Source organism: Methanosarcina subterranea (assembly GCF_055385895.1).
The window spans coordinates 4,969,685-4,990,456 of record NZ_AP042426.1 but is presented as its reverse complement, the minus strand read 5'-3'; the positions used below and the strand labels follow the sequence as shown (position 1 = coordinate 4,990,456).

At 42.3% G+C, this 20,772-nt stretch carries 16 protein-coding genes; 7 read left to right on the top strand and 9 right to left on the bottom strand.

Annotated elements, in window-relative coordinates; translation table 11 throughout:
* Nucleotides 1-261: 261 nt before the first annotated feature.
* The 7 genes from ACZ5A8_RS21720 to ACZ5A8_RS21690 form a co-directional block, all read right to left on the bottom strand.
* The gene (locus ACZ5A8_RS21720) at nt 262-1,986 is read right to left on the bottom strand and encodes a DUF7507 domain-containing protein (RefSeq protein WP_464531487.1); all 1,725 of its coding nucleotides are present in this window, start codon (nt 1,984-1,986) and stop codon (nt 262-264) included.
* A gap of 766 nt (nt 1,987-2,752) precedes the next feature.
* A complete protein-coding gene (locus ACZ5A8_RS21715; RefSeq protein WP_464531486.1) occupies nt 2,753-3,643 on the bottom strand; it encodes a thiamine pyrophosphate-dependent enzyme in 891 nt (296 codons plus the stop codon).
* Nucleotides 3,640-4,848, bottom strand: coding sequence for a pyruvate synthase subunit PorA (porA, locus tag ACZ5A8_RS21710; protein ID WP_322222410.1), 1,209 nt, complete (start codon nt 4,846-4,848; stop codon nt 3,640-3,642). Before porA ends, ACZ5A8_RS21715 begins: the two co-directional genes overlap by 4 nt.
* Nucleotides 4,849-5,136 (bottom strand): pyruvate synthase subunit PorD, encoded by a 288-nt coding sequence (gene porD, locus ACZ5A8_RS21705; protein WP_229390787.1) that lies wholly within the window; start codon nt 5,134-5,136, stop codon nt 4,849-4,851.
* A gap of 41 nt (nt 5,137-5,177) precedes the next feature.
* Nucleotides 5,178-5,726 carry a pyruvate ferredoxin oxidoreductase subunit gamma gene (locus ACZ5A8_RS21700; protein WP_322222412.1) on the bottom strand — a complete coding sequence of 183 codons (549 nt, stop codon included), beginning with the start codon at nt 5,724-5,726 and terminating at the stop codon, nt 5,178-5,180.
* Nucleotides 5,727-6,303: 577 nt separating this feature from the next.
* Nucleotides 6,304-7,275: a tRNA dihydrouridine synthase gene (locus tag ACZ5A8_RS21695; protein WP_464531484.1), complete on the bottom strand. Its 972-nt coding sequence runs from the start codon at nt 7,273-7,275 to the stop codon at nt 6,304-6,306.
* Between the two features lie 304 nt (nt 7,276-7,579).
* Complete coding sequence (locus ACZ5A8_RS21690) at nt 7,580-8,395, bottom strand: IS5 family transposase (protein WP_464531482.1); 816 nt, start codon at nt 8,393-8,395, stop codon at nt 7,580-7,582.
* Nucleotides 8,396-8,814: 419 nt separating this feature from the next.
* Between ACZ5A8_RS21690 and ACZ5A8_RS21685 the strand changes: the two genes are divergently transcribed.
* Nucleotides 8,815-8,943, top strand: coding sequence for a hypothetical protein (locus tag ACZ5A8_RS21685; protein WP_255679860.1), 129 nt, complete (start codon nt 8,815-8,817; stop codon nt 8,941-8,943).
* Between the two features lie 164 nt (nt 8,944-9,107).
* Entirely contained in the window at nt 9,108-9,254 is a 147-nt protein-coding gene (locus ACZ5A8_RS21680; protein WP_464531481.1) for a hypothetical protein, read from the top strand.
* A 113-nt stretch (nt 9,255-9,367) separates the two neighbouring features.
* Here ACZ5A8_RS21680 and ACZ5A8_RS21675 read toward each other — a convergent pair whose 3' ends face one another.
* Nucleotides 9,368-9,925 carry a S26 family signal peptidase gene (locus ACZ5A8_RS21675; RefSeq protein WP_464531479.1) on the bottom strand — a complete coding sequence of 186 codons (558 nt, stop codon included), beginning with the start codon at nt 9,923-9,925 and terminating at the stop codon, nt 9,368-9,370.
* 957 nt (nt 9,926-10,882) lie between these two features.
* Here ACZ5A8_RS21675 and ACZ5A8_RS21670 point away from each other — a divergent pair.
* The 5 genes from ACZ5A8_RS21670 to ACZ5A8_RS21650 all read left to right on the top strand — a co-directional run bounded on the left by ACZ5A8_RS21670 (nt 10,883) and on the right by ACZ5A8_RS21650 (nt 19,078).
* The gene (locus ACZ5A8_RS21670; RefSeq protein ID WP_464531478.1) at nt 10,883-12,853 is read left to right on the top strand and encodes a DNA-directed DNA polymerase II small subunit; all 1,971 of its coding nucleotides are present in this window, start codon (nt 10,883-10,885) and stop codon (nt 12,851-12,853) included.
* Nucleotides 12,854-13,041: 188 nt separating this feature from the next.
* Complete coding sequence (gene twy1 / locus ACZ5A8_RS21665) at nt 13,042-14,088, top strand: 4-demethylwyosine synthase TYW1 (protein ID WP_464531477.1); 1,047 nt, start codon at nt 13,042-13,044, stop codon at nt 14,086-14,088.
* Nucleotides 14,089-14,968: 880 nt separating this feature from the next.
* On the top strand, nt 14,969-16,216 hold the full coding sequence (gene prf1, locus ACZ5A8_RS21660; RefSeq protein ID WP_464531475.1) for a peptide chain release factor aRF-1: 1,248 nt from the start codon (nt 14,969-14,971) through the stop codon (nt 16,214-16,216).
* A gap of 253 nt (nt 16,217-16,469) precedes the next feature.
* Nucleotides 16,470-18,179 (top strand): arginine--tRNA ligase, encoded by a 1,710-nt coding sequence (argS, locus tag ACZ5A8_RS21655; protein ID WP_464531474.1) that lies wholly within the window; start codon nt 16,470-16,472, stop codon nt 18,177-18,179.
* Between the two features lie 488 nt (nt 18,180-18,667).
* Nucleotides 18,668-19,078 carry a hypothetical protein gene (locus ACZ5A8_RS21650; RefSeq protein WP_464531473.1) on the top strand — a complete coding sequence of 137 codons (411 nt, stop codon included), beginning with the start codon at nt 18,668-18,670 and terminating at the stop codon, nt 19,076-19,078.
* Nucleotides 19,079-19,556: 478 nt separating this feature from the next.
* Here ACZ5A8_RS21650 and ACZ5A8_RS21645 read toward each other — a convergent pair whose 3' ends face one another.
* Nucleotides 19,557-20,552, bottom strand: coding sequence for a hypothetical protein (locus ACZ5A8_RS21645; RefSeq protein WP_464529078.1), 996 nt, complete (start codon nt 20,550-20,552; stop codon nt 19,557-19,559).
* Nucleotides 20,553-20,772 lie beyond the last annotated feature (220 nt).

Genomic DNA, 20,772 nt, shown 5'->3' with positions numbered 1-20,772 from the left:
CACATATTGAACTAGCCCACCGATTGATACTTATATGATTTTCACCATATTATACTAAAGAAACCATAATAGGGCGTCTTGTTACAGAGATCCTGTGTTAGACCCCATATAGTGGGAAATTAACTATTTTTGTGCCACACCGATTTATTTAATTGGTTCTATATTTGTCGGTTTTATATTAAAATGCTTGGAATTGTTACCCAACATAATTAATTTTTTGTTAGACCCTATGTAGATCATGTCGCTTGATGTGGCTTTATACTATAAAGTATAAACTCCGGTGTAAGAAGCGTTCTGCTGAATTGGCACCTCTTCACTGTCTTCCTGTGGAGGTAACTCTTCCGAATCAACCGTAGCTGTGTTGTCGATGTCTCCATCTCCATCACCGTTACTGTTTATGTCCTGCTGAGTTACCGTGTAAGTTCCAGTGTATGTCCAGGTTTCTCCAACTTCAAGAATCTCATTTGAATTTATAGACTCAATTGGACCTGTAAGATTTCCAATCAGAGGATCTGTAACGCTTACATTAGTCAGATCAACATTTCCAGTGTTTGTTACGTTAATCTGGTAGCTGATCACATCTCCAGCTTTTGTCACATTTCCTGTTGGTCCGTTTCCTGCAACATCTGTCACTATTTTATCAATAGTGTAAGACGGATTAGGCAAGAATGCCGACAAAACATTTGTCGGCTGGTAGTAGGTATTGTTAGCAGGAGTGGGATCATCGGTGATAACAGTCACCGAGACGAAATTAAGCAGGTCATACAGTATAGTAGGTGGAGTCGCAGAACCTGCCTCCGGGTTTGTAGATATGTCGTTCTCAGTTGGGGCTGTATCGGAGACCGTAGTGACAATAGTGAGAGTCATCGATTCACCTGGGCTCAAAGAACCAACAGTGAAGGTTATAGTATTTCCACTAATTGTGTAAGTAGCGCCTGAAGCTGAAACAAAGTTTGTATTGGCATCAAGAGTATCTGTGACCACAACATTATTTGCAACAGCAGGACCATTGCTTGTAACTATGAGGCTGTAAGTAAGCTGATCTCCCTGGGTTACAGGGTCAGGGCTGTCGTTCTTTGTAACTGAGATATCGGCATCTGCTGAGAAAAATTCCTGTACTCTCAAAAGAGGAATTGTCTTTTGACCGGTCCGTATTGTATCGTTAGTTGCAGTTTGTGCGCTGACTAAGCTTGTCTGAACGTTACCTGTGGCCCTTTCGGGGATCTGATCTTTGAGTACAACCCAAATCTCAACGATCACCTTATCGCCATCATCGAGACCCGAAACGGTAAATGTGCCCTGTATAGCTTCGTTTGATGTGCCTAGATTAACAAGTGTGGAAGTGAAAGAATCCACTTTCGCATTCTCTCCAGGATCATACGTGCCGGCATCTGCGGTGTCAACGAAAGCACAGTACACCATGTATGCTGGGTCGTAGCCGAAATCATTACCTGCTGTTGTTTTTGTTAACCATTCAGCGGTGAAATTAATGGTACCGTTCTCTGGACTTGTGCTGCCGTCGACATTAATCTCTACCTCGAAAGGCACAATCTGTCCGAGAGCCATACACTTTAGTGCCAGTGAAGCCACAGCATCAAGATCAGAAGAACTGTTAGTAGGCCCATAAGCCACAGCATCCTTAAGCGGATCTGGATATCTCCCAGCATTTCCTGGACAGACTAGCTGGGCTGTCGTTAGCTTCTCATAGGTAGGCAAATATGGAGCTTTGCCCACTTCAGGGTCTGCAGCGGACCATTTCAATGTATATGAGCCTCCAGAAGCTGCTGCTACTGGCACAAACGGAGCTGCAGTAGACATGCAAATCATTAATGAAAACATAAATGAGAATATCTGACGCTTTAGAGGCTGTCCGACCCTGCGCTGTCTGTTCTTCAATGTATTCCTTCGTGTGGTATTGAATATTTCTGGAATCCTATCCAGCAGTTTTAATGTCTTCTCCACAAGGTCTGTATTATTCTTTCTCATTTTTTCACTTCCAAATTTTCTCCCCAAAAATTTGAATCTATATTTCAGAAGTGAAATCAAAAAAATTAGCATTTGTCGAAAAGGTAGCCTAAGCTGGACAAATACCAATCTTTAATCCCCCACTCCCCATTGAATATATTTTATAAATAATATTGATAGTAAATGAATTTAGAAACTCGGCTTTTTTAAACCGTAAAGCCTGAGATAAACAAATTCTAAATTTTTACTCTTTTTTCCCTTCCCATTGAGTCTTTAATTGCCAGACTTATTGCATTTACTGGTACAATACTCCTGACAATATTACTATTAGATTCTCAGTGATATATCTTAGGATCGGAAGTATTTGAAGGAATTTAGTCCGTTATCTAATGCTCAAAAACCCTTATTTTTGATTTCTAAAGCTTATTAATGTTTTTCAAAATTCATTTTGTTTGTACTGTTTCTTTTTTTCCGTCTTGAATAATCTTAATTTAATTCACATTGTCTATGGAGGAGGAAATAAATATTTTTTTAAATGAAATTTCCATATTATAGTTTTAAAATTTTGACACAGCTTAATAACTTCCTATACATGAAAAGACCGAAACCCAAAAAAAGACAAGACCATTCCTCAAATAATCTCAATAGCCTAAAATAAAAAAATACTAAAAGATATAGGATCAAAAAGTAGTATCCAGGAACAATGCTCTGAATACATAAAATCTAAAAGAAATGCAAGAATTACTAAAAAAATTAAAGAAAAATAAAAAAGTAGAACTTCAGTTTTTTACTGAAGTCCGAAATGTTTTATGTTCCAGTCTGCGGTAGCCTGGATTTTCTTTATTTCTTCTTCGCCGCCTTCCATTGTGAAGAGGTGTTTGAAGCGTTTTTGAACTCTCAGGTAATCCTCGACCGGTCTCGGGTCCTTAACCTTTCTAACCTGCGTGATTTCTCCGTTTTCCATTTCATACATGGGCCAGAGACATGTCTCTACTGCAAGTTTGGCAACTTCCAGGGTCTTGGAGGTATCAAAACCCCAGCCTGTGGTACAGGGGGCATGGGCGTGGATGTAAGTAGGGCCCACAATCTCGGTGCCTTTCTTAACCTTGCGCATCATATCTCTCGGGTAGCCGATTGACGTTGTAGCCACGTATGGAGATCCGTGGGCTACCATAATCGCAACCATATTCTTTTTTGGACGCGGGTTCCCGAAAGAGAATTTTCCAGGGGGAGTCGTTGTGGTGCTGGCATCGAAAGGAGTTCCGCTGCTGCGCTGGATTCCCGTGTTCATATAGGCTTCGTTGTCCATACACACATAGGTAAAGTCATGGCCGCGCTCAAAAGCTCCTGAGAGGGACCTGATTCCTATATCCATAGTAGAACCGTCGCCTCCGATTGCTACAACCTTAATGTCGTCTTTCTTTCCAAGAGCTTTTAAGGCTGCTTCCACACCTGATGCCACTGCGCCTGCGTTTTCAAAGAGAGAGTGGATCCAGGGGACCTGCCATGAGGACAGCGGGAAAGGAGTGGACATCACTTCAAGGCAGCCTGTAGGGTTGACTACAATACAGTTGGGGCCTGCGCCCATGAGTGTGAACTTTGCAGCAAAGGCATCACAACAGCCTGCACAGCCGCTGTGCCCGGAGGTAATATATGTTTTCGGTGCGGGTTTACTCATAGCAACTCCTCCCTGAGATCCAGGAACTGGCTTTCAACCGATATTCCGGATTTTGCAGCTTTCTTGGTTTCTTCAATAACCTTAGCAATGCTTTCCGCGCGGATGTCACGGCCTCCGTGCCCCACAGTATAGCCCATTACAGGTACACGGATCTTACTATTGTAGAGGCAGGATTTCGTTTCGGTAAAGAGAGCTCCTTCATTTGTACCTATGGAGATGTTCTTGTCAAGCACGACAACTGCATGGGCATTCTTGATAGCCTCACGGACCTGCTCCACAGGGAAGGGCCTGAAGGACCTGACCTTTAAGACGCCGATTTTTTCTCCTCTTGCCCTGTACTGGTCAACAACATCCTTAATAGTCCCAAGAATCGAACCCATAGACATGACTATAATTTCAGCGTCATCGAGTTTGTACCCGTCAACAAGTCCTCCATGGAACCTACCGAAGACTTCCTCGAACTCCTTTGCCGCGGCTTCAATCTTCGGAAGAGCTTTTTGCATTGCCTGCTCCTGCAGGTATCTGAACTCTTCATAGGTATCCGGGGCTGCAAAGGCTCCGAAAGTCTTTGGGTCTTCAGGGTCAAGAACATTTTCTGGCTGGAATGCAGGGAGGAAGCTGTCGGTCAGTTCCTGCTCAAGCAGGACAACAGGCTCATAAACGTGAGACAGGATGAAACCATCCATGCAGACCATACCTGGCATCATGATTTCATTGTCTTCTGCAATCTTGTAGAGCTGAGGTAGGGTGTCAGATGCTTCCTGAACATCTTCTACATAGAGTTGAATCCAGCCTGTATCTCTTTGAGCAATTGAGTCCTGATGGTCGTTCCATATGTTAATTGGCGCGCCAACAGCTCTATTTGCCACTGTCATTATAATCGGGAGTCTCATTCCTGAAGCGTTAAAAAGCACCTCATGCATGAGCAAAAGCCCCTGTGAAGTAGTAGCTGAATAGGTTCTTGCACCTACTGCGGCTGCTCCTACCAGGGCAGAAATTGCCGAGAACTCTGACTCCACGTTAATGTACTCACAGTTGGGGATTTCTCCATCCGCTATAAACTGAGACAGGTCTTCAACAATATGGGTCTGAGGAGTAATCGGGTATGCTGAGATGACATTTGGACGGCATATTTTTGCTGAATGGGCTACAGCATAGGAGCCTTCCACTACCACCATTTTCCCCTTATGAGCCGGGTTAATCATTTATTTCTCCTCCAGAATCATTTCAATTGCATCTGCAGGACATTCGTTTGCACAGATGCCGCAACCTTTGCAATAATCATAATCATACTCAAAAAAGCCATCTTCTCTGGGCTTGACAGACATGTCAGGGCACACAATCTCACAGATTCCGCACTTGGTACACTTTTCATATATATATACAGGACGGAAGTTTCTCCAGCCCCCGGTCTTGTTCTTAAGGGTTGAGCCGGGCTTACAAATATTGCAGCGTGTGATGTTTAAGCCATCTTTTTCCTGATCGGTTTTCAGGACTTCCGGACGAATCTTGCGGTCCTGTTCGGTTTCAGAGCTCATTCTTCTTCTCCCCTGATAAGGTGATAGGCTTTCTGAATTGCCTGTGCATTCTTTTCTCCAACCTTTCCGGCAAAGCGAGCCCTGATGGCTTTCTGGATGGATTCCACATTAATCTCTCCGGTTGCGCCCGCAAAAGCTCCAAGGAGGACAGTATTAACGATGGGGATGCCCATAACGTCCATTGCCACCTTTGTAGCGTCCACGGTCATGACCCTGGCTTTTGTGTCAAGCTTCAGGCTCTCCGGCTTTTCTGTGGTGTTAATTATGATGACTCCATCATCTTTTATCCCGCTTGCAACATTAACCGTTTCAAGCAGTGTGGCATCCTGGACAATAACATAATCCGGGGTGTAAATTTGACTTCGGAGCCTGATTGGATTGTCATTGATTCTGGTGAATGCCTGCACAGGGGCGCCCCTACGCTCTACCCCAAAAGCGGGGAAGGCCTGGCTGAACTTTCCGTCTTCAAAAGCTGCAATGGAAAGCATTTCAGCTGCAGTAACAGAACCCTGGCCTCCTCGACCGTGTATTCTGATTTCCTTCATCTGGATTCTCCTTCTTAAATGCGGTTTTTATTTATTATTTTTTTACGTTTTTCTACGTTTTTTATTGTTTTTTCTAATACTTTCGCTGTTCTCGGCAGTCTGTATGGCATACTTATAATTAGTTGTCGGCACACTGCTGTTAATTGAGTTAACCTGATGTTAATCCTATATTTATTCTCGCCAGATTAAGGACCCCGCACCTGACCCCTGTACGGGTCGATCTGGCTTTTTCTTCAGGCACCTCTGAATGTCAAAGGCGGATTTTAGCAATTCAATATTTTGAACGGCAAGATTGTTAACCTGAACGTATTCATAATTGATGGATCATGGTTATCCCGAGTGTAATATATTTTCAATTATATGTTCACACTGTTTGGTGCCTGATAGTTCATGGATAATAGTGTAGATTATTATTAGTTTTTCGGTGAAAGTCGAGAAATCGTTTATAAATACTTATAATTCAAAATTATTTTTTAGATGTCTTATAATTATTATTTTCAGGTTAACCTGTCTATTGATGACGTTTTTTCATTAATGTTGACGTAAACAAAGCCCACTTTTAAAAATTCAGGAGATTTTAATATTGTTCCTGGCAGGAACTCCTTATCAGTTCAGTTATGGCCTTTCCATCCTTCAAACCATTAAGTTTTTCCCTAACCTGCCGCGAGCCGCGCAACCCTTTGGTAAACCAGTGGGCGTGCATCCTGAGGTTTATGGATGAGATCAGGTTGTGTTCCTCAAGGAGAGATACATAAGCGTCAAAATCCTCCAGTTGCCTGGACTGCTTATCTACTTCAAGCTTTTCACCGGTTTCCAGATAGTGCCTGATCCTTTTGAAAATGAAAGGGTTTCCCATCGCCGCGCGTCCTATCATCAGCCCGTCGCAGCCTGTCAGTTCCAGCGTTCTTTCTGCCGATTCCTCGTTCTTTATGTCCCCATTTGCAATGACAGGGATCGAAAGCTCATTTTTGACAGCCTTTATACTCATAAGGTCCGAGTTGCCTGAATACATCTGCGCTGCCGTCCTACCGTGCACGGTCAAAGCTGACGCTCCCGCTTCTTCTATCCGGCGGGCAATTTCAAGAGTTTTTTCCTCTCTTCCAAGGAGGCGGATCTTTGCGCTTACCGGGGTTTTCAGGGTGCCTGTCAGTTCCGAGATTATTGCATGGACAAGTTCCGGAGAATTGAGGAGAGCTGAACCACAGCCAGCCCCTATGATGCATCGTGAGGGACAGCCTAAGTTAACATCTATAACCTCAGGCTTGAATTCTTCTTCAACAAAAAGCGCAGCCTCCCTGAGTTTCTCAGGGCAACTTCCTACAAGCTGAACTCCAAAGGGCCTATCGTCTGGTGAACTCAGCCCTTTAATGAAAGATCTCCTGTTCTCATTTAACAGGGCATCTACATTGATCATCTCGGTATATGTCAGGTCAGCTCCGTACCGTCTGCAAAGAAGCCTGAAAGCCAGATTTGTTACATCTGCCATAGGTGCAAGGAGAAGATTTCCAGGAAGTTCTGTCCTGCCAATTTTCAGTTTTTTAAGTCTCATATTTCTTACTATTTTAACCGTTTTATAACCTTTAGCCGTTTTTATAGCTTTTAGTTGTATTTATAACTTTTAGCCGTTTTTTATTCTTCTCGTTATTCACATTTTATTTCTGATCCCTTACCTTCACGTATTTAATTTGCTTCTGTCTTCAGGTTCATCTTCAATTTAGATTCACCTGCGACTTGCATTGCGGCCTAATCTGGTACTTATGGTCTATCCTGATTCGTTGGAGGTCAAAAAGATTTCGTAGAAATATTTGGAGAAGAATAGATGACTGCTTAGAGGCTGTCTGAATATTCATTCTTCATTCGGATGAAGGTTTGATCTTAGCCAGTCGTTTACTCATTATACAAATCATAGCAGCATATATGAAGGCTTGACTTGATTCTGTCAATCCTTCGTAATCTTTACTCAAACGTCGATATCGACCCAGCCATCCAAATGTACGTTCTACTACCCATCTGTGAGGAAGTACCTTAAAACCTTTGACGTCATCGCTTCGCCTCACTATTTCCAATACCCAACCACACGTTACTTTGACCCAATCAATCAGTTGACCAGCATAACCAGCATCAGCCCAAATAAGCTGCAATCGAGAAAATGTTCCCTTAATTTGTTCCAGAACAAGTTTAGCTCCATCTCGATCTTGGATATTCGCGGCATGAACTACAACCATCAATAGTAGCCCTGTTGTATCCACTAGAATGTGGCGCTTTCTCCCTTTTACTTTCTTTCCAGCATCATAACCGCGTACTCCAGGCGTTTCTGTAGTTTTAACGGACTGACTATCTAAAATCGCTGCACTCGGCTCCGGTTCTCTGCCATTTGCAATTCTCAGTTCAGTTCTCAGTACAATGTTGATATGTTCCCAAATTCCTTTAAGTCGCCAAAGGCGGAAATAATGGTAAACAGTTTTCCATGGTGGAAATTCGTGGGGTAACATTCGCCAGGCACAACCAGAACGTAACAAATAGAAGATGGCATTCAGTATTTCTCGATAGGAATGAACGCGTTTTCTACCTCGATTCGTTCTTGGATTCGGAAAATGAGGTCTAATTAGTTGCCATTCTCGATAGGATAAATCGCTAGGATAAGGAAGTCTTCGAGATCGTTTTAACATTAACGAACCATCAAGGTACAAGGATTATTTAATTTTAAGACAGCCTCTTAGAGAAACGACTACTGAGGGAAATGGCTTCTTAGAGGAATAACTGCTTAGAGGAATGGTTGTTTAGAGAAACGACTGCTGAGGAGAATGACTGCTAAAAGATGAATTTCAGGTAACTGTTAGTAAAGTAAAGGTTTGGGTGATTATTAGAAGGTGAATATTTGAAGATACTATATGAGAGCGAAGAAAAGAGAAACAAATTCAACTGAAAGAATGAATTACAACTATTTGAATAAAAATAAATTAAAAGTAAGATAACTGAATAGGCATTAAAAATCCGGTTCAGGATCTCGATGCAGAGTACGGTAGTTAAGTGAACTACTCCTCCCTGTCCAATCCGGCAAACCGGATCGTCTGAGGGAGGGGCTTCCTTGAGACTACTCAGCCTAAAAACAATATCTGAGCGATCTTCTTCCTTCATCCCCCTCTCTAATGAGAGCGAGTCCAGAGGCTCTACCCTGCGTTCCGCAGGTGAAGAAAAATCAAAGTGGAAGATATGAGTGTGATGATGCTTGAGATGCACAACGGCTTGCGGCTTTCTCCGCCTTGTTCCCGATCCCTTCGGGAGTTGTCACATCCTGTTTGCCCACTTCCTAGCTTGGTTCTCGCTTCATATTGGGGTGACAATGCAACAAGAGCTATATGGTTTCAAGGAAGAAGAAATTTGTCAGATTCAATAAAAACAGAAGGTGTGGAAGTTGACGGCTTTCATCCCCCACCTGCCACTTCCGGTAAACCGGAATTGTTGAGGAAGGGGACTTCCCGCCTTATAGTTAAAGTTGAATATAGGTCAAACGATTATACAACTTAAAGAGATATGTCCCTAAAGAGAATATATCCCTTAGTCATATAATTTGAAGATACTATTTCCTGACAGTTACTGATTGTTATATGCTCAACGATTTCATGGGCCTGCTAAAAATCTTATGAAAAGAGCAGCCTTATGTGTCCAAGATAAGGAATCCTGTATCTTGCAACTCCTATTACCCATTCATCTTTGACAGGCACATAGTAGCTTATCTGTCCTTCCTGGTCATAGTGCCTGTTGGTCACGGGGTTATCTCCTTTGGTAATGTATCCCGAGTAAGGGGCAGCAGGGCCGTTTTCCCACATTGGCTCTCCGGCTTCAACCCTGTACATCGCTCTATGTATTATAGGAGTTATGCTTTCCTGCCCATAGGGTCGATAAAGAATCACGTCTCCGTAGTCGCCAAAGGTCACATAGCTTGAACCTTTTCCTTCCTTATTGGTAACAAGATCAACTCGATCGATATTTTTGATGAAGATAATATCTCCTACCTGCATATGAGGTTCCATACTTCCGGACTCCACTGCGACCATAGGTGTCCAGAGCCCGAACGCCAGTTTGGAAAGAACCATAAAGGCTATCAGGACAGCCGCAACCGACAGCAAATCCTTTCCAAGGGAAACCAGGAAGCTTTCCTCCTCCTGGGCACTGTTTTGTGTATTAGTTTTGCTCATAGTAAGCCTTTATTCTCTTTATCTTATTCTTCCGGTACTGTTTTATATTTCATTCGGTCTGTATTGTCTGTGCCAGCACTTCATCAGCTATGCAATTTATATTTTTGTATAAATCCCGCTATCTCATTTTTAAGTGTACTGGACTCTTTGTTTTACTGTAAAATTCTTTTCAGTATACTTACCTATACGATTTGTCTTTATCCTATATTAATTTACAATTTATCATCGGGCTATGATATTTATATGAGCAACTATTTAAAAAATAGTCTGAAATTCTATAGAATTCGAACAAATTGTTTAGTCAAGTAAATTGTCTAGTTGAATGAGTTGTTTAGAAGCCTAATTGCTGGCATGATCAGGAAATAACAAAGATAAGCTGTTAATTCAGATATAAAATTATCAGTCCTGTCGATAGATTATTCTCACGCAAACAATATGTAATATCAAGGATATTAGACGCTTTTAAATTAACTTCTCAAAATTAACTTTTTAATTGCCGGAAAAATACGAACCACTATGAGGGCATCACACTGCGATTAATATAACAGTGCTACAGGCATTTAAGGGAAAGGTTTCAAACGTTAATTATAAAGTTTAAATGAATATTGATGCATGAACTCTAAAATTGTCAATAAGTAATATTATGATGTATAGTCTATAATTATCAGAGTGTTATCAATGCCTATATTAGGGTATTGTCAGTAATCTACTGATAGTTAACTGGTAATCATGAGAATATTCATCAGTTCTCAATCGATTTCGAAACAAAAAACCTTACTAAAACTGTATGATATTATTTTGTTAGCATCAAAGCAGTTTTGTATGTGTTTAGTTTTTATATTTTAAGTGGGTTTTTGCCTTAAATCTTTTTGATCTCAAGCTAATTGATTCGGGTCAAATAAGGTTCAACAGACCTTGGCAGTCATAAGGTCAGGTCGAGAAAGTCAGGTCGGAATTATGAATGAAATCGATATTGTACGGGCAGTTACAGAAGAAGGGTACCAGATAAGCCCGCAAGCAGTAGAACTAATCAAATCAAGTAACTCCCCTGAAAGCCTTCTAAAATATATCCTTTCAACTGTTGATGACTGTGTTTTCGTTATTGAATCCGAACATGTTGACCTGAAGGGTTTTGAAGCTTCTAAAACGGTTTTCGGGATGGTTTCTGGAACATCTCCCGGGACAGGTTCCCAGATAGCTTCAGGTAAAACTTCCTCTCCTGCCTTAGAACCTTCAGATCCTTACATGGTGAAAGCTTTTGATCCTTCTCTGGATGCACTTAAAGGATCAGGATTAATCTCAAGAGTTGAATCGGACGCGGCTTCAGCATTTGAAATATCGGGATCCAATACGAAGATTGAACCGAATATCCTTTCTTCTAAAGATTTTGCTCCTGATTCCATTACTAATTCTATTACTAACACTGTTCCTGCTTCTATTACTGGTTCTATTGCTGGCTCTGTTGCTGGTTCTGTCATTGATCCCGTTCCTGGCTCTGTTTCCAATCCGGTTTATTCCTCTTCTTCAAGAAGTGCGGAAAAGCCCCCCTCCGGTTTTTTCGGACATCCAGGTTCTCCTTCTGTTCCTTCTTCTAACCGTGTATCCAGTACAGATTCTCTTTTTTCAAACCAGGGGAATGCTTTTCCTTCAAAATCCAGGGACGAAGGAGTCAGGCATATTCCAGGCCGCAACCCGGTCACCGTTTTCTCTGACATTACCGGGCATTCGACCTGTGTAGGAGAATATATGCAGTTTGTTCAGTATTTCAGGGACAGGTACAGCAGGCTCTCTGAAATCATCCGGAACAGAATAAATGCACGCCCTATAGAGAGTTTGAAAAGGAAGAGTTTTCGCCGCGGATCAGGCGGAGAAACTGAGGAACTATCGATTATAGGGATGGTTTCTGATATCAGCAGCACTACCAACGGGCACAAAATCCTTTCTCTTGAAGACCCGACAGGTTCTTTTTCAGTTCTCATCCGAAACAGCGACAAGGAACTTTTTGAGCTTGCTTGCCGGCTTCTTCTGGACGAAGTCATAGGAGTAACAGGCGCGGTTACTAACGATGGGAAGCTTATGCTTGCCACAAAGGTAATCCAGCCAGATGTCCCGAACAGCGTTCAGCGCAGAACAGGGAGCCACGGAAAAGCCGTGCTAATCTCGGATGTCCACGTGGGCAGTTCCCAGTTCATGGAAGATGCCTGGCTAGACTTTCTGGATTTTTTGAAAGGAGAATCGGACTCGGAAGACATGCGGGAGATTGCGTCCCAGGTCCGTTATCTCGTTGTTGCAGGAGACCTTGTGGACGGTATAGGGATTTATCCTGATCAGGAAATGGAACTGGACATCCTGGACATCTATGAACAGTACAAAAAAGCAGCAGAGTACTTCAGAGAAGTGCCTGAGCACATACGTGTGATCATAAGCCCTGGAAACCACGATGCTGTACGCCAGGCCGAACCACAGCCTTCCCTTCCTGAGAGGATCTGCGCGGACTTTCCGGAGAATGTCACCTTTGTGGGCAACCCTGCTCTTGTAGATCTTGACGGCGTTCAGATCCTTATCTACCACGGCAGGTCGATTGACGATCTGGTGGCAAGCGTTCCCGGTGTCTCGTACCAGGAGCCTGCAGGCGCAGTCCTTGAGATGCTTAAACGCAGGCATCTTGCTCCAACTTACGGGAGCAGAGTTTCCATATCCCCAGAGAAAAAAGATTACTTTATAATTGACCCTGTCCCGGACATCATTCATACAGGGCACGTCCATACTCTGGGAGTCCAGCGATACAAAAATGTCCTCCTGGTCAATTCCGGAACCTGGCAGGCTCAGACAGAGTTCCAGAAACGTGTGAACCTGATGCCAGTGCCAGCCAGGGTACCGGTTGTGGATCTTGCGGACTTTGATGTAAAGATCCTGGCATTTGATTAATTCCGGGCCTGAAAATTCAGATCCGGTTAATTCGGGCGACTGTCAGGATAGCCAAGTTCGTCTCAAAAACTTCTGATCAGTCCTATAGTCCATGAAATTTTCCTTTTCTCTAAATCCTCCAACCATGCGAATTCTCTAAAATTATTTTCCGATCCTTATATATACCACAAAGATTTAATATTCGGGAAATGCCTCTTAAAGAAAAAAAGAAAGAGAAAGAAGAAAAGGAATATTTCGGGGAAAGTTTTTCGGAAGTCCAGGAAAAAAACCGGGATAAAGAGCAGACCTCTCTTCCTTTCGATATCCCTGACTTTGCAACTCTCCTGAAGAAACAGGGCTATGCCCTTGCAGGCTCCCATTCAGCAGTAAAGACCTGCCTCTGGCTCAGAAAAGCTATGAATGACGAGGGTTTTTGTTACAAATCGAAGTTTTATGGAGTCCAGTCCCACCGCTGCCTTCAGATGACTCCTACTCTCCTGTGCAATCAACGCTGCCTTTTCTGCTGGCGTCCGACCGAGGTACCGGTTCCTGCGCCTGGGGAATGGGACTCTCCTGAAAAAATAGTAGAGGAAAGCATTGCCTGCCAGCGCAAATTAATTACTGGCTTCGGTGGCTCTCCAAATGCACTCAGGGAACGCTGGCTTGAAGGCAATGAACCCAATAACGTTGCAATTTCCCTGTCCGGAGAGCCGACCTTTTACCCTTACCTTCCGGAACTCATTACGGAATACGAAAAGAGAGGTTTTACTACATTTCTGGTAACAAACGGAACGGTTCCTTCGATGCTTGCAAAGGTCAACCCTTCCCAGTTATACATGAGCCTTGATGCTCCTGATCTCGAGACCTACCTCCGGGTCTGCCAGCCAAAATCTCCTGCACTCTGGGACAGGATTAACGAGTCTCTGGACATTATGAGAGAGAAATGCTCAAGAACAGTCATCCGAACTACGCTGGTCAAAGGCGAAAATATGTTCGGTCCGGAAGGTTACGCCGAACTAATCAAAAAAGCTTCCCCAGATTTCGTGGAAATAAAAGCCTATATGCATCTTGGTTTTTCACGCCTTCGCCTGGATCGCTCTGCCATGCCAACACATGCAGAGGTGCTTCAGTTTTCAAAAGAGCTTGCAAAGCACCTTGGGTACGAGGTCGCAGATGAGTCCGAAATCAGCCGGGTTGTTCTCCTCTCAAAGGACGGAAAAGAATCTCCTGTAAAAAAGGCCTCCTGCTTGGATTAAATGAATATTATCTAACCTTTTTTTACTTCCTTTTTATCTAACCTTTTTGGCTTGCTTTTTATCTAACCTTTTTGGCTTGCTTTTCCATATTCTTTTTCCCTAGTTTTCTCTACTTCTCTTCTGTCCGGAGGTGAACTCTAAAGTAGAGGCCAATGTACAGGAAGATTTTTATAGTCTTATGAATATATAAAATAAGTCGGGGATGGAAACAAATATAAACCTAAGTTTCAATTAGGATATGATCCCGTCATGGGTTAATCCAATCTTAAATTAAACAAACCTTTAATTATTATACGCAGTCTGAGTAAGATTATGTCTCATATCTAGTGCGATCAAAAGAATGCGAAACCTGGCAGGTTTGCGCAGCATAAATGCAAGCTTTAGCAACTAATGTAGCGGCTTGCTGAGATGCCGGCTTCTGAAAGGTGTACTTCTCTCAGGTTCTTCGCATTCCAGGCGGTTTTTATACCCGGATTTCGGGTGAGACAGGAACTCACTGTGTGATTTCTTCTTATCAAATCCACCGGTTATCCGTTGTATGCAACCGATATGCTGAACAAATATCCACTGAATAATTAAATTTGTTACGATGTCGGATTTGATAACTTCTTATTGAAAACCTTAAACCACATCCGGTAATTGCAAATTGAGTTAAACAGATCAGGTCTATTGACCTTACACCATTGATCTATTCCATTGATCTATTCCATTGATCTATTCCATTGATCTATTCCATTGATCTATTCCATTGATCTCAGATTTGTTAGTTTGAAAATTAGCTTACTTATTTCAAATCTAAACTTCGAATTTCAAATTTCAATTTACTATCAGACCGCGATAATCGCGAATCTTATCAATTTATCATCGGGGAATTTTTAAAATGACTGAACAATCCGCACATGAAAAATATGAATTTAAAAAGAAGCTTGAAGGCCTCAGGAATAAAAAAGGAAGGAGTACGGAGCTTATTTCCCTTTATATCCCTGCTGACAAGCAGATTTTCGATGTTACAAACCAGTTAAAAGACGAGCACGGACAGGCTGCGAACATCAAGTCCAAGCTTACGAGAACGAATGTGCAGGGAGCAATCGAGTCTCTACTCTCAAGGCTCAGATATCTGGATAAAGTACCTGAGAATGGGATAGTATATTTTACAGGGGCTGTGGATATCGGGGCCAATAAGACGAGTATGGAAAGCGAAGTAATTGTCCCTCCAGATCCCATTACCGTCTACAAGTACCACTGTGACTCATCTTTCTACCTTGAGCCTCTTGAGGATATGCTCAAGGATAAGAACACCTACGGGCTTCTGGTTCTTGACCGCAGAGAAGCAACTGTAGGGCTTCTGATAGGAAACCGAATCCAGGCTTTCCGAAACCTGACCTCAACAGTTCCTGGAAAGCAGAGGAAAGGCGGTCAGAGTGCACACCGTTTTCAGCAGCTCAGACTCATTGCAATTCATGAGTTCTACAAGAGGATAGGAGATGCTGCAAGTGAGATCTTCATGGGTGTAGATCATAAAGACCTTAAAGGTGTCCTGATAGGAGGTCCCTCTCCGACAAAGGAAGAGTTCTATGCAGGGGAGTTCCTTCACCACGAACTCCTGAAGAAAATCCTTGGGCTCTTTGATACGGCATATACTGACGAATCCGGGCTTTCCGAGCTTGTTAATGCTGCAGGGGACAAGCTCCAGGACATTGAGCTCATGGGACAGAAGAATGCTGTCAGAGCCTTTTTCAAGGAACTGATTGCTGATTCTGGCAAAGTGGCCTATGGAGAAGCACAGGTCAGGGCAAATCTTGAGATCAATTCAGTAGACGTACTCCTGCTCTCTGAAGACCTGCGGGCAGAAAGGGTAACCACGAAGTGCAGTGTCTGCGAATACGAAAATAAGTGGACGCGGCGATGGAAACCCGGAGAACCCGCTCCCACAGCCGGGAACTGTCCTAAATGCGGCTCTTCCCTTGATGTCACGGATGTTACGGATGTTGTAGACGAATTCTCAGAGCTTGCCGACAAGAGTAATGCAAAGGTAGTCTTTGTGTCTACCGACTTTGACGAGGGTTCCCAGCTCATGAACGCCTTCGGAGGCATAGCTGCAATCCTGAGATACAATACTGGAGTCTGATCTTACTCAGGGGCAAGGTCCCCTATCCAGTAATTTTTACCCAATACTTTTTTAATTAAATTGTCCTTTAGATCAGTGGATCAGAAGCTGGTAAATAAAGTCTATATCAATCATCAATAGATCAGAATTTGACAGGCTTTCAGGATTCGACAGATTATCAGAGTTTGACAGTTTTAATATTAACATGAAAAGTACGCTAAGGATTTTTAGTTTTTTACAGATATTTATACAAATAATTTATAGGTGATTTATCTTGTTCCTGGAACTCAAAGCGCAGGCTACATCAATCTTAAAAGAAGCTATCAGAAAGGTCGGGTTTGAAGTTGAAGATTCTGAACTTCAATTCGAAACCTCTCCCCATGCTGACCTTGCGAGCAGAGCCGCCTTCAGGCTTGCAGGCATTCACAAACAAAACCCAAAAGAGCTTGCATCCCGTATCGTTTCTGCAATCGAAATCCCTGACGGCTCGTATATCGGAAAAGTGAGCGCTGCAGGTCCTTACATCAACTTCTTTGCAGGCAGACACTATCTTGACAGGACCGTAACTTCTGTACGGGGAGAAAAAGAGAAATTCGGTTGTGGAGCTCCAAAGGATAGGATTCTCCTTGAGCACACCTCGGCAAATCCTAATGGTCCTCTTCATGTCGGGCATATCCGAAACTCAATTATCGGAGATACTCTTGCTCGCATTCTCAGGCGCGCAGGGTACGATGTGGAGGTCCAATACTATGTTAATGACATGGGGAGACAGATTGCAGTAGTTTCCTGGGCGTGCGAGCGCTTTGAGCTTGACCTTTCCAGGAAGTCTGACTCTGCAATTGCTGACGTATACATCAAAGCCAATGTCGAACTGGACAAAACCCCTGAGTATATAAAGGAAATTGATGCCCTCATGGAAAAGGTGGAGACCGGGGATGTCAGGACAATTGAACGCTTTGATAAGGCAGTTTCGCTGGCTGTTGAAGGAATAAAAGAGACTCTGCTCCGTCTGAATGTTGTTCATGATAAATTCGTCAGTGAGTCGCATTTCCTTAAATCCGGGGCAGTGCATGATATTGTCGAACGCATCAAGGCTACCGGTAGGACTAAGATGGACAAAGGCGCCCTTGTGGTTGACCTTTCGGATTACGGGTATGAAAAAACCCTTGTTATCCAGCGCTCAAACGGCACCTCCCTTTACACAACCCGCGATCTCGCCTATCACGAATGGAAAGCCGAACAGGCAGACCGAATAATTGATGTGTTTGGAGCCGACCACAAGCTTATTTCCGGCCAGCTAAGGGCTACACTGAACTCAATCGGGATCAAGGAACCTGAAGTCGTAATTTTTGAGTTCGTCTCACTGCCTGAAGGCTCTATGAGTACCCGTCGCGGCCAGTTCATAAGTGCAGATGACCTCTTTGACAGGGTCACTAAAGCCGCTTTTGAGCAGGTTGAAACTCGGCGCCCCGAAACCTCAGCCGAATTTAAAAAACAGGTTGCGGAAATGGTCGGAGTAGGCGCAGTCCGTTATGACATTGTAAGGGTTTCTCCCGAAAAATCCACAGTCTTCAATTGGAAAGAAGCCCTTGATTTTGAGAAGCAGGGCGCCCCTTACATCCAGTACTCCCATGCCCGTGCCTGCAGCATCCTTGAGAAAGCAAAAGAAGAAGCAGCCTGGAATCCTGCAGAAGAGATTAATCCGTCTCTCCTTATTGAGGACAGTGAAATTGATCTTATCAAGAAAATGGCAACATTTGACAGTGTAATCGACCTTGGAGCCCGCGAACTCAAGCCTCATGTTCTTGCCATATATGCCCGTGAACTCGCCGATGCCTTCAACCAGTTCTACCGCTTCGTTCCGGTTATCGCAGCCGAGGATGAGAATGTCAGGGCTGCAAGGCTTGCTCTTGTAGACTGCGCAAGAATTGTCCTTGCAAACTCTCTTGATACCCTGGGGATAGGTGCCCCCGAATCAATGTGAAAAAGATTAAGGAAAACGAGAGTAGTAAAGAGAAAAAGGAAAAAGAAAGAATGGGAAAAGAAAAAAAGGGAAAATAGTGATAAAGCATTCTTTCCCCTCTCCTTTTTCTTTTTATCCTTTTTCTTTTTATAATTTCCCATTATTGGTTTTCGGTTACTGGTTTTCGGTTACTGGTTTTCGGTTACTGGTTTTCGGTTACTGGTTTTCGGTTACTAGTGTCGCATCAATCCTCAAGGATTGACATTCTGAATAGTTTAATTGATCTTATACGACACTTTACTGTGGACTCGACACTAGTTTCCTGTTGCTTATTTCTTATTACTAATTTCTGTTAATAATTTCCTGTTATTAGTTGCTTTTTAGTTTGTTATTTGAAACACTATTATATAGAAACAACGACAAAATTTTGTACATAATTTCTTCCAGAAAATATATGATTTTTATAGCAAACTGATAATATTCTACAAATTACCGTTGCAGCGATAAGTATGATCACAATAAATGAAGCTTTTCGAACATTCTTGAGTGAACAGGAAGCCTGTTTAAAGCCTGATGCCTTCCTGGATTGTGAAGATGTAATTCTTCTTTACGAGGAATTCCTTGAACTCAGTGCTGAGGACTACCTGTCAGAAGAAGACAGGGCTCTTCACACCACAGGGCCCGAACGAGAAAACAAAAATTACTTTGATGTTTTTGGCCCCGAAGACCTCAGTCCCGTCGGAATTAAGGACTTCCTTGACGACTACGTGGTTGAAGTAGGAGGAGGTAAAAAATTCATCGGGACAGCTGCAAAGGTCCTCCAGAGCTTTTTTGAATGGTCCCGGGAAAAGGGTTACATTGAAGAAAAAGCTTTTGAAGCAAATAGCGAAGTCCTCGCGAAGTACAGGAAAAGGTATTGATTCTGGAAACTGAGGTGATGCTTGTTTTTAAGTAGCCTGCTGTAGGTAGCTGCTTCGTTTCTCTTATTTTTGATCCATTTATCCTTTCTTTTTATTTTGGTTTTATACAGGGGAAGCCCGTTCCCAAGCTAACAGAACAAAAAACAGTAAAGTATGCCATTCCGTTATTTTGAAAACGGTCCAAAAATTTTCCAGAGTTGCCAGAAATTAAGAAAATCTTCAGGAATTAAGAATATATTCTCAAGTATATTATTCCAAAGTATACTGCTTCAATATTCCAAAATATATTCTAGCAAAATCGAGCTGGATGGCTGAAGACTGGTACCTTTTACTTGTAATGAGTTTTCAGTTTTTAACTCGAGGGTATATATTAGTAAACGAAGGATAGTTGAGCTTATGCCAAAATCATTTAAAATGCTTTAAATCCCAAATAAAAGCACTCAATTCTATATTTTCCGGAAAAATTTCCTTAAATAGCTTAAAAATGCAACCTTCTAAAAGCAGTTGGTGCCCTTATCAAATCTTTTCTTCCAACTTTAAAAGCCGTTAATGCCGTAAGTAAAGCGGCAATGTTGCCTATAGAGACAAACATTTTAGCCCATTCAATTCTTCTTGTAGGTGTTTTCGAGCGATTGTATCCCACTACTTCATTTGAGTTCTTTCTTTCAACAGTGGTTCTAAGATTGTATATTTTACCAAGGAGTCTATGAAATTTCCTTGGTATATATATTCCTCTGAAGTGGGTTCCTGTTTCTGTTTTAAGAATAGTTCCTGCACTGTTAGCTCTGGCTGCTATAATTGGAATAACTCCATGATCAATAACCACCTGGTTAGAAGGATGACTATCAGGTCCAGCATCTGCAATCATAAAAAGTGGTTTATGAGTTTCCGATTTCATGCACTGAATGATAGTTTCTTGAAATATAGTGTTGTCATTTTTACTTGCGTTTACTGCATCCCAATAAACTGGTAAACCCCACCAACTATCAACAACACATGTATCAGTATACCCCGTTCCAGATAGGACACTATACTTTCCGGTTTTTTTAACATAATGTCCTGCATCAGGATCTGAGAGCATACCAGTTTCTTTATTTTTTAATCCACTGCAGTTGCACTCAAAGAACCTTCTATCCCATATCCAGATTTTATCTCCTATAAGATTTAGATTTCTACATTCTTGTATCAGTAATTGAGCATATTCCACGAAATATGGATAAATACATTTCAGATTTCTACGATATGATGAAAGAGTGATTCGATCACGATTTTCAATATTTAATTCCTTTCTTAGAGCTTTATTCTGGTTAAATTCTCTAATGAATGATTCAAAATTTGAATACCCCATCTTACATCTTGCAATTTCTAACTTGAGAATGTTGTTGAAATTTAACGATTCATGCTGAGGATGGTACTCCATTGAAGCCTGTAATTCAATGAAAAAGTTATCCAGCGAAGGATTTAATGCAAACATGTCTCCTATATACCCATGAAACGTTTTGAAGTGTTGAAAGGCAAGTACTTGATTCCAGGGCAATACACTTTCCATATAATCTTTGCTATGTACAACTAGAAGATTAATTTTATAAGGAATGCAAATTTTCCTTTTGAGAAAAGTAAATCCTTCACCAAAAAAGTCTGAAAGCACTTTTTGAAAAATAGGGAGCACATTACGTACTTTACAATGTCTTTTG

Bases quoted from the DNA above. Each gene is read 5' to 3' on its own strand.
- ACZ5A8_RS21720 (WP_464531487.1), bottom strand. From the start codon at position 1,986: ATGAGAAAGAATAATACAGACCTTGTGGAGAAGACATTAAAACTGCTG.
- ACZ5A8_RS21715 (WP_464531486.1), bottom strand. From the start codon at position 3,643: ATGAGTAAACCCGCACCGAAAACATATATTACCTCCGGGCACAGCGGC.
- porA (WP_322222410.1), bottom strand. From the start codon at position 4,848: ATGATTAACCCGGCTCATAAGGGGAAAATGGTGGTAGTGGAAGGCTCC.
- ACZ5A8_RS21700 (WP_322222412.1), bottom strand. From the start codon at position 5,726: ATGAAGGAAATCAGAATACACGGTCGAGGAGGCCAGGGTTCTGTTACT.
- ACZ5A8_RS21695 (WP_464531484.1), bottom strand. From the start codon at position 7,275: ATGAGACTTAAAAAACTGAAAATTGGCAGGACAGAACTTCCTGGAAAT.
- ACZ5A8_RS21690 (WP_464531482.1), bottom strand. From the start codon at position 8,395: ATGTTAAAACGATCTCGAAGACTTCCTTATCCTAGCGATTTATCCTAT.
- ACZ5A8_RS21675 (WP_464531479.1), bottom strand. From the start codon at position 9,925: ATGAGCAAAACTAATACACAAAACAGTGCCCAGGAGGAGGAAAGCTTC.
- ACZ5A8_RS21670 (WP_464531478.1), top strand. From the start codon at position 10,883: ATGAATGAAATCGATATTGTACGGGCAGTTACAGAAGAAGGGTACCAG.
- twy1 (WP_464531477.1), top strand. From the start codon at position 13,042: ATGCCTCTTAAAGAAAAAAAGAAAGAGAAAGAAGAAAAGGAATATTTC.
- prf1 (WP_464531475.1), top strand. From the start codon at position 14,969: ATGACTGAACAATCCGCACATGAAAAATATGAATTTAAAAAGAAGCTT.
- ACZ5A8_RS21650 (WP_464531473.1), top strand. From the start codon at position 18,668: ATGATCACAATAAATGAAGCTTTTCGAACATTCTTGAGTGAACAGGAA.
- ACZ5A8_RS21645 (WP_464529078.1), bottom strand. From the start codon at position 20,552: ATGTTTGCATTAAATCCTTCGCTGGATAACTTTTTCATTGAATTACAG.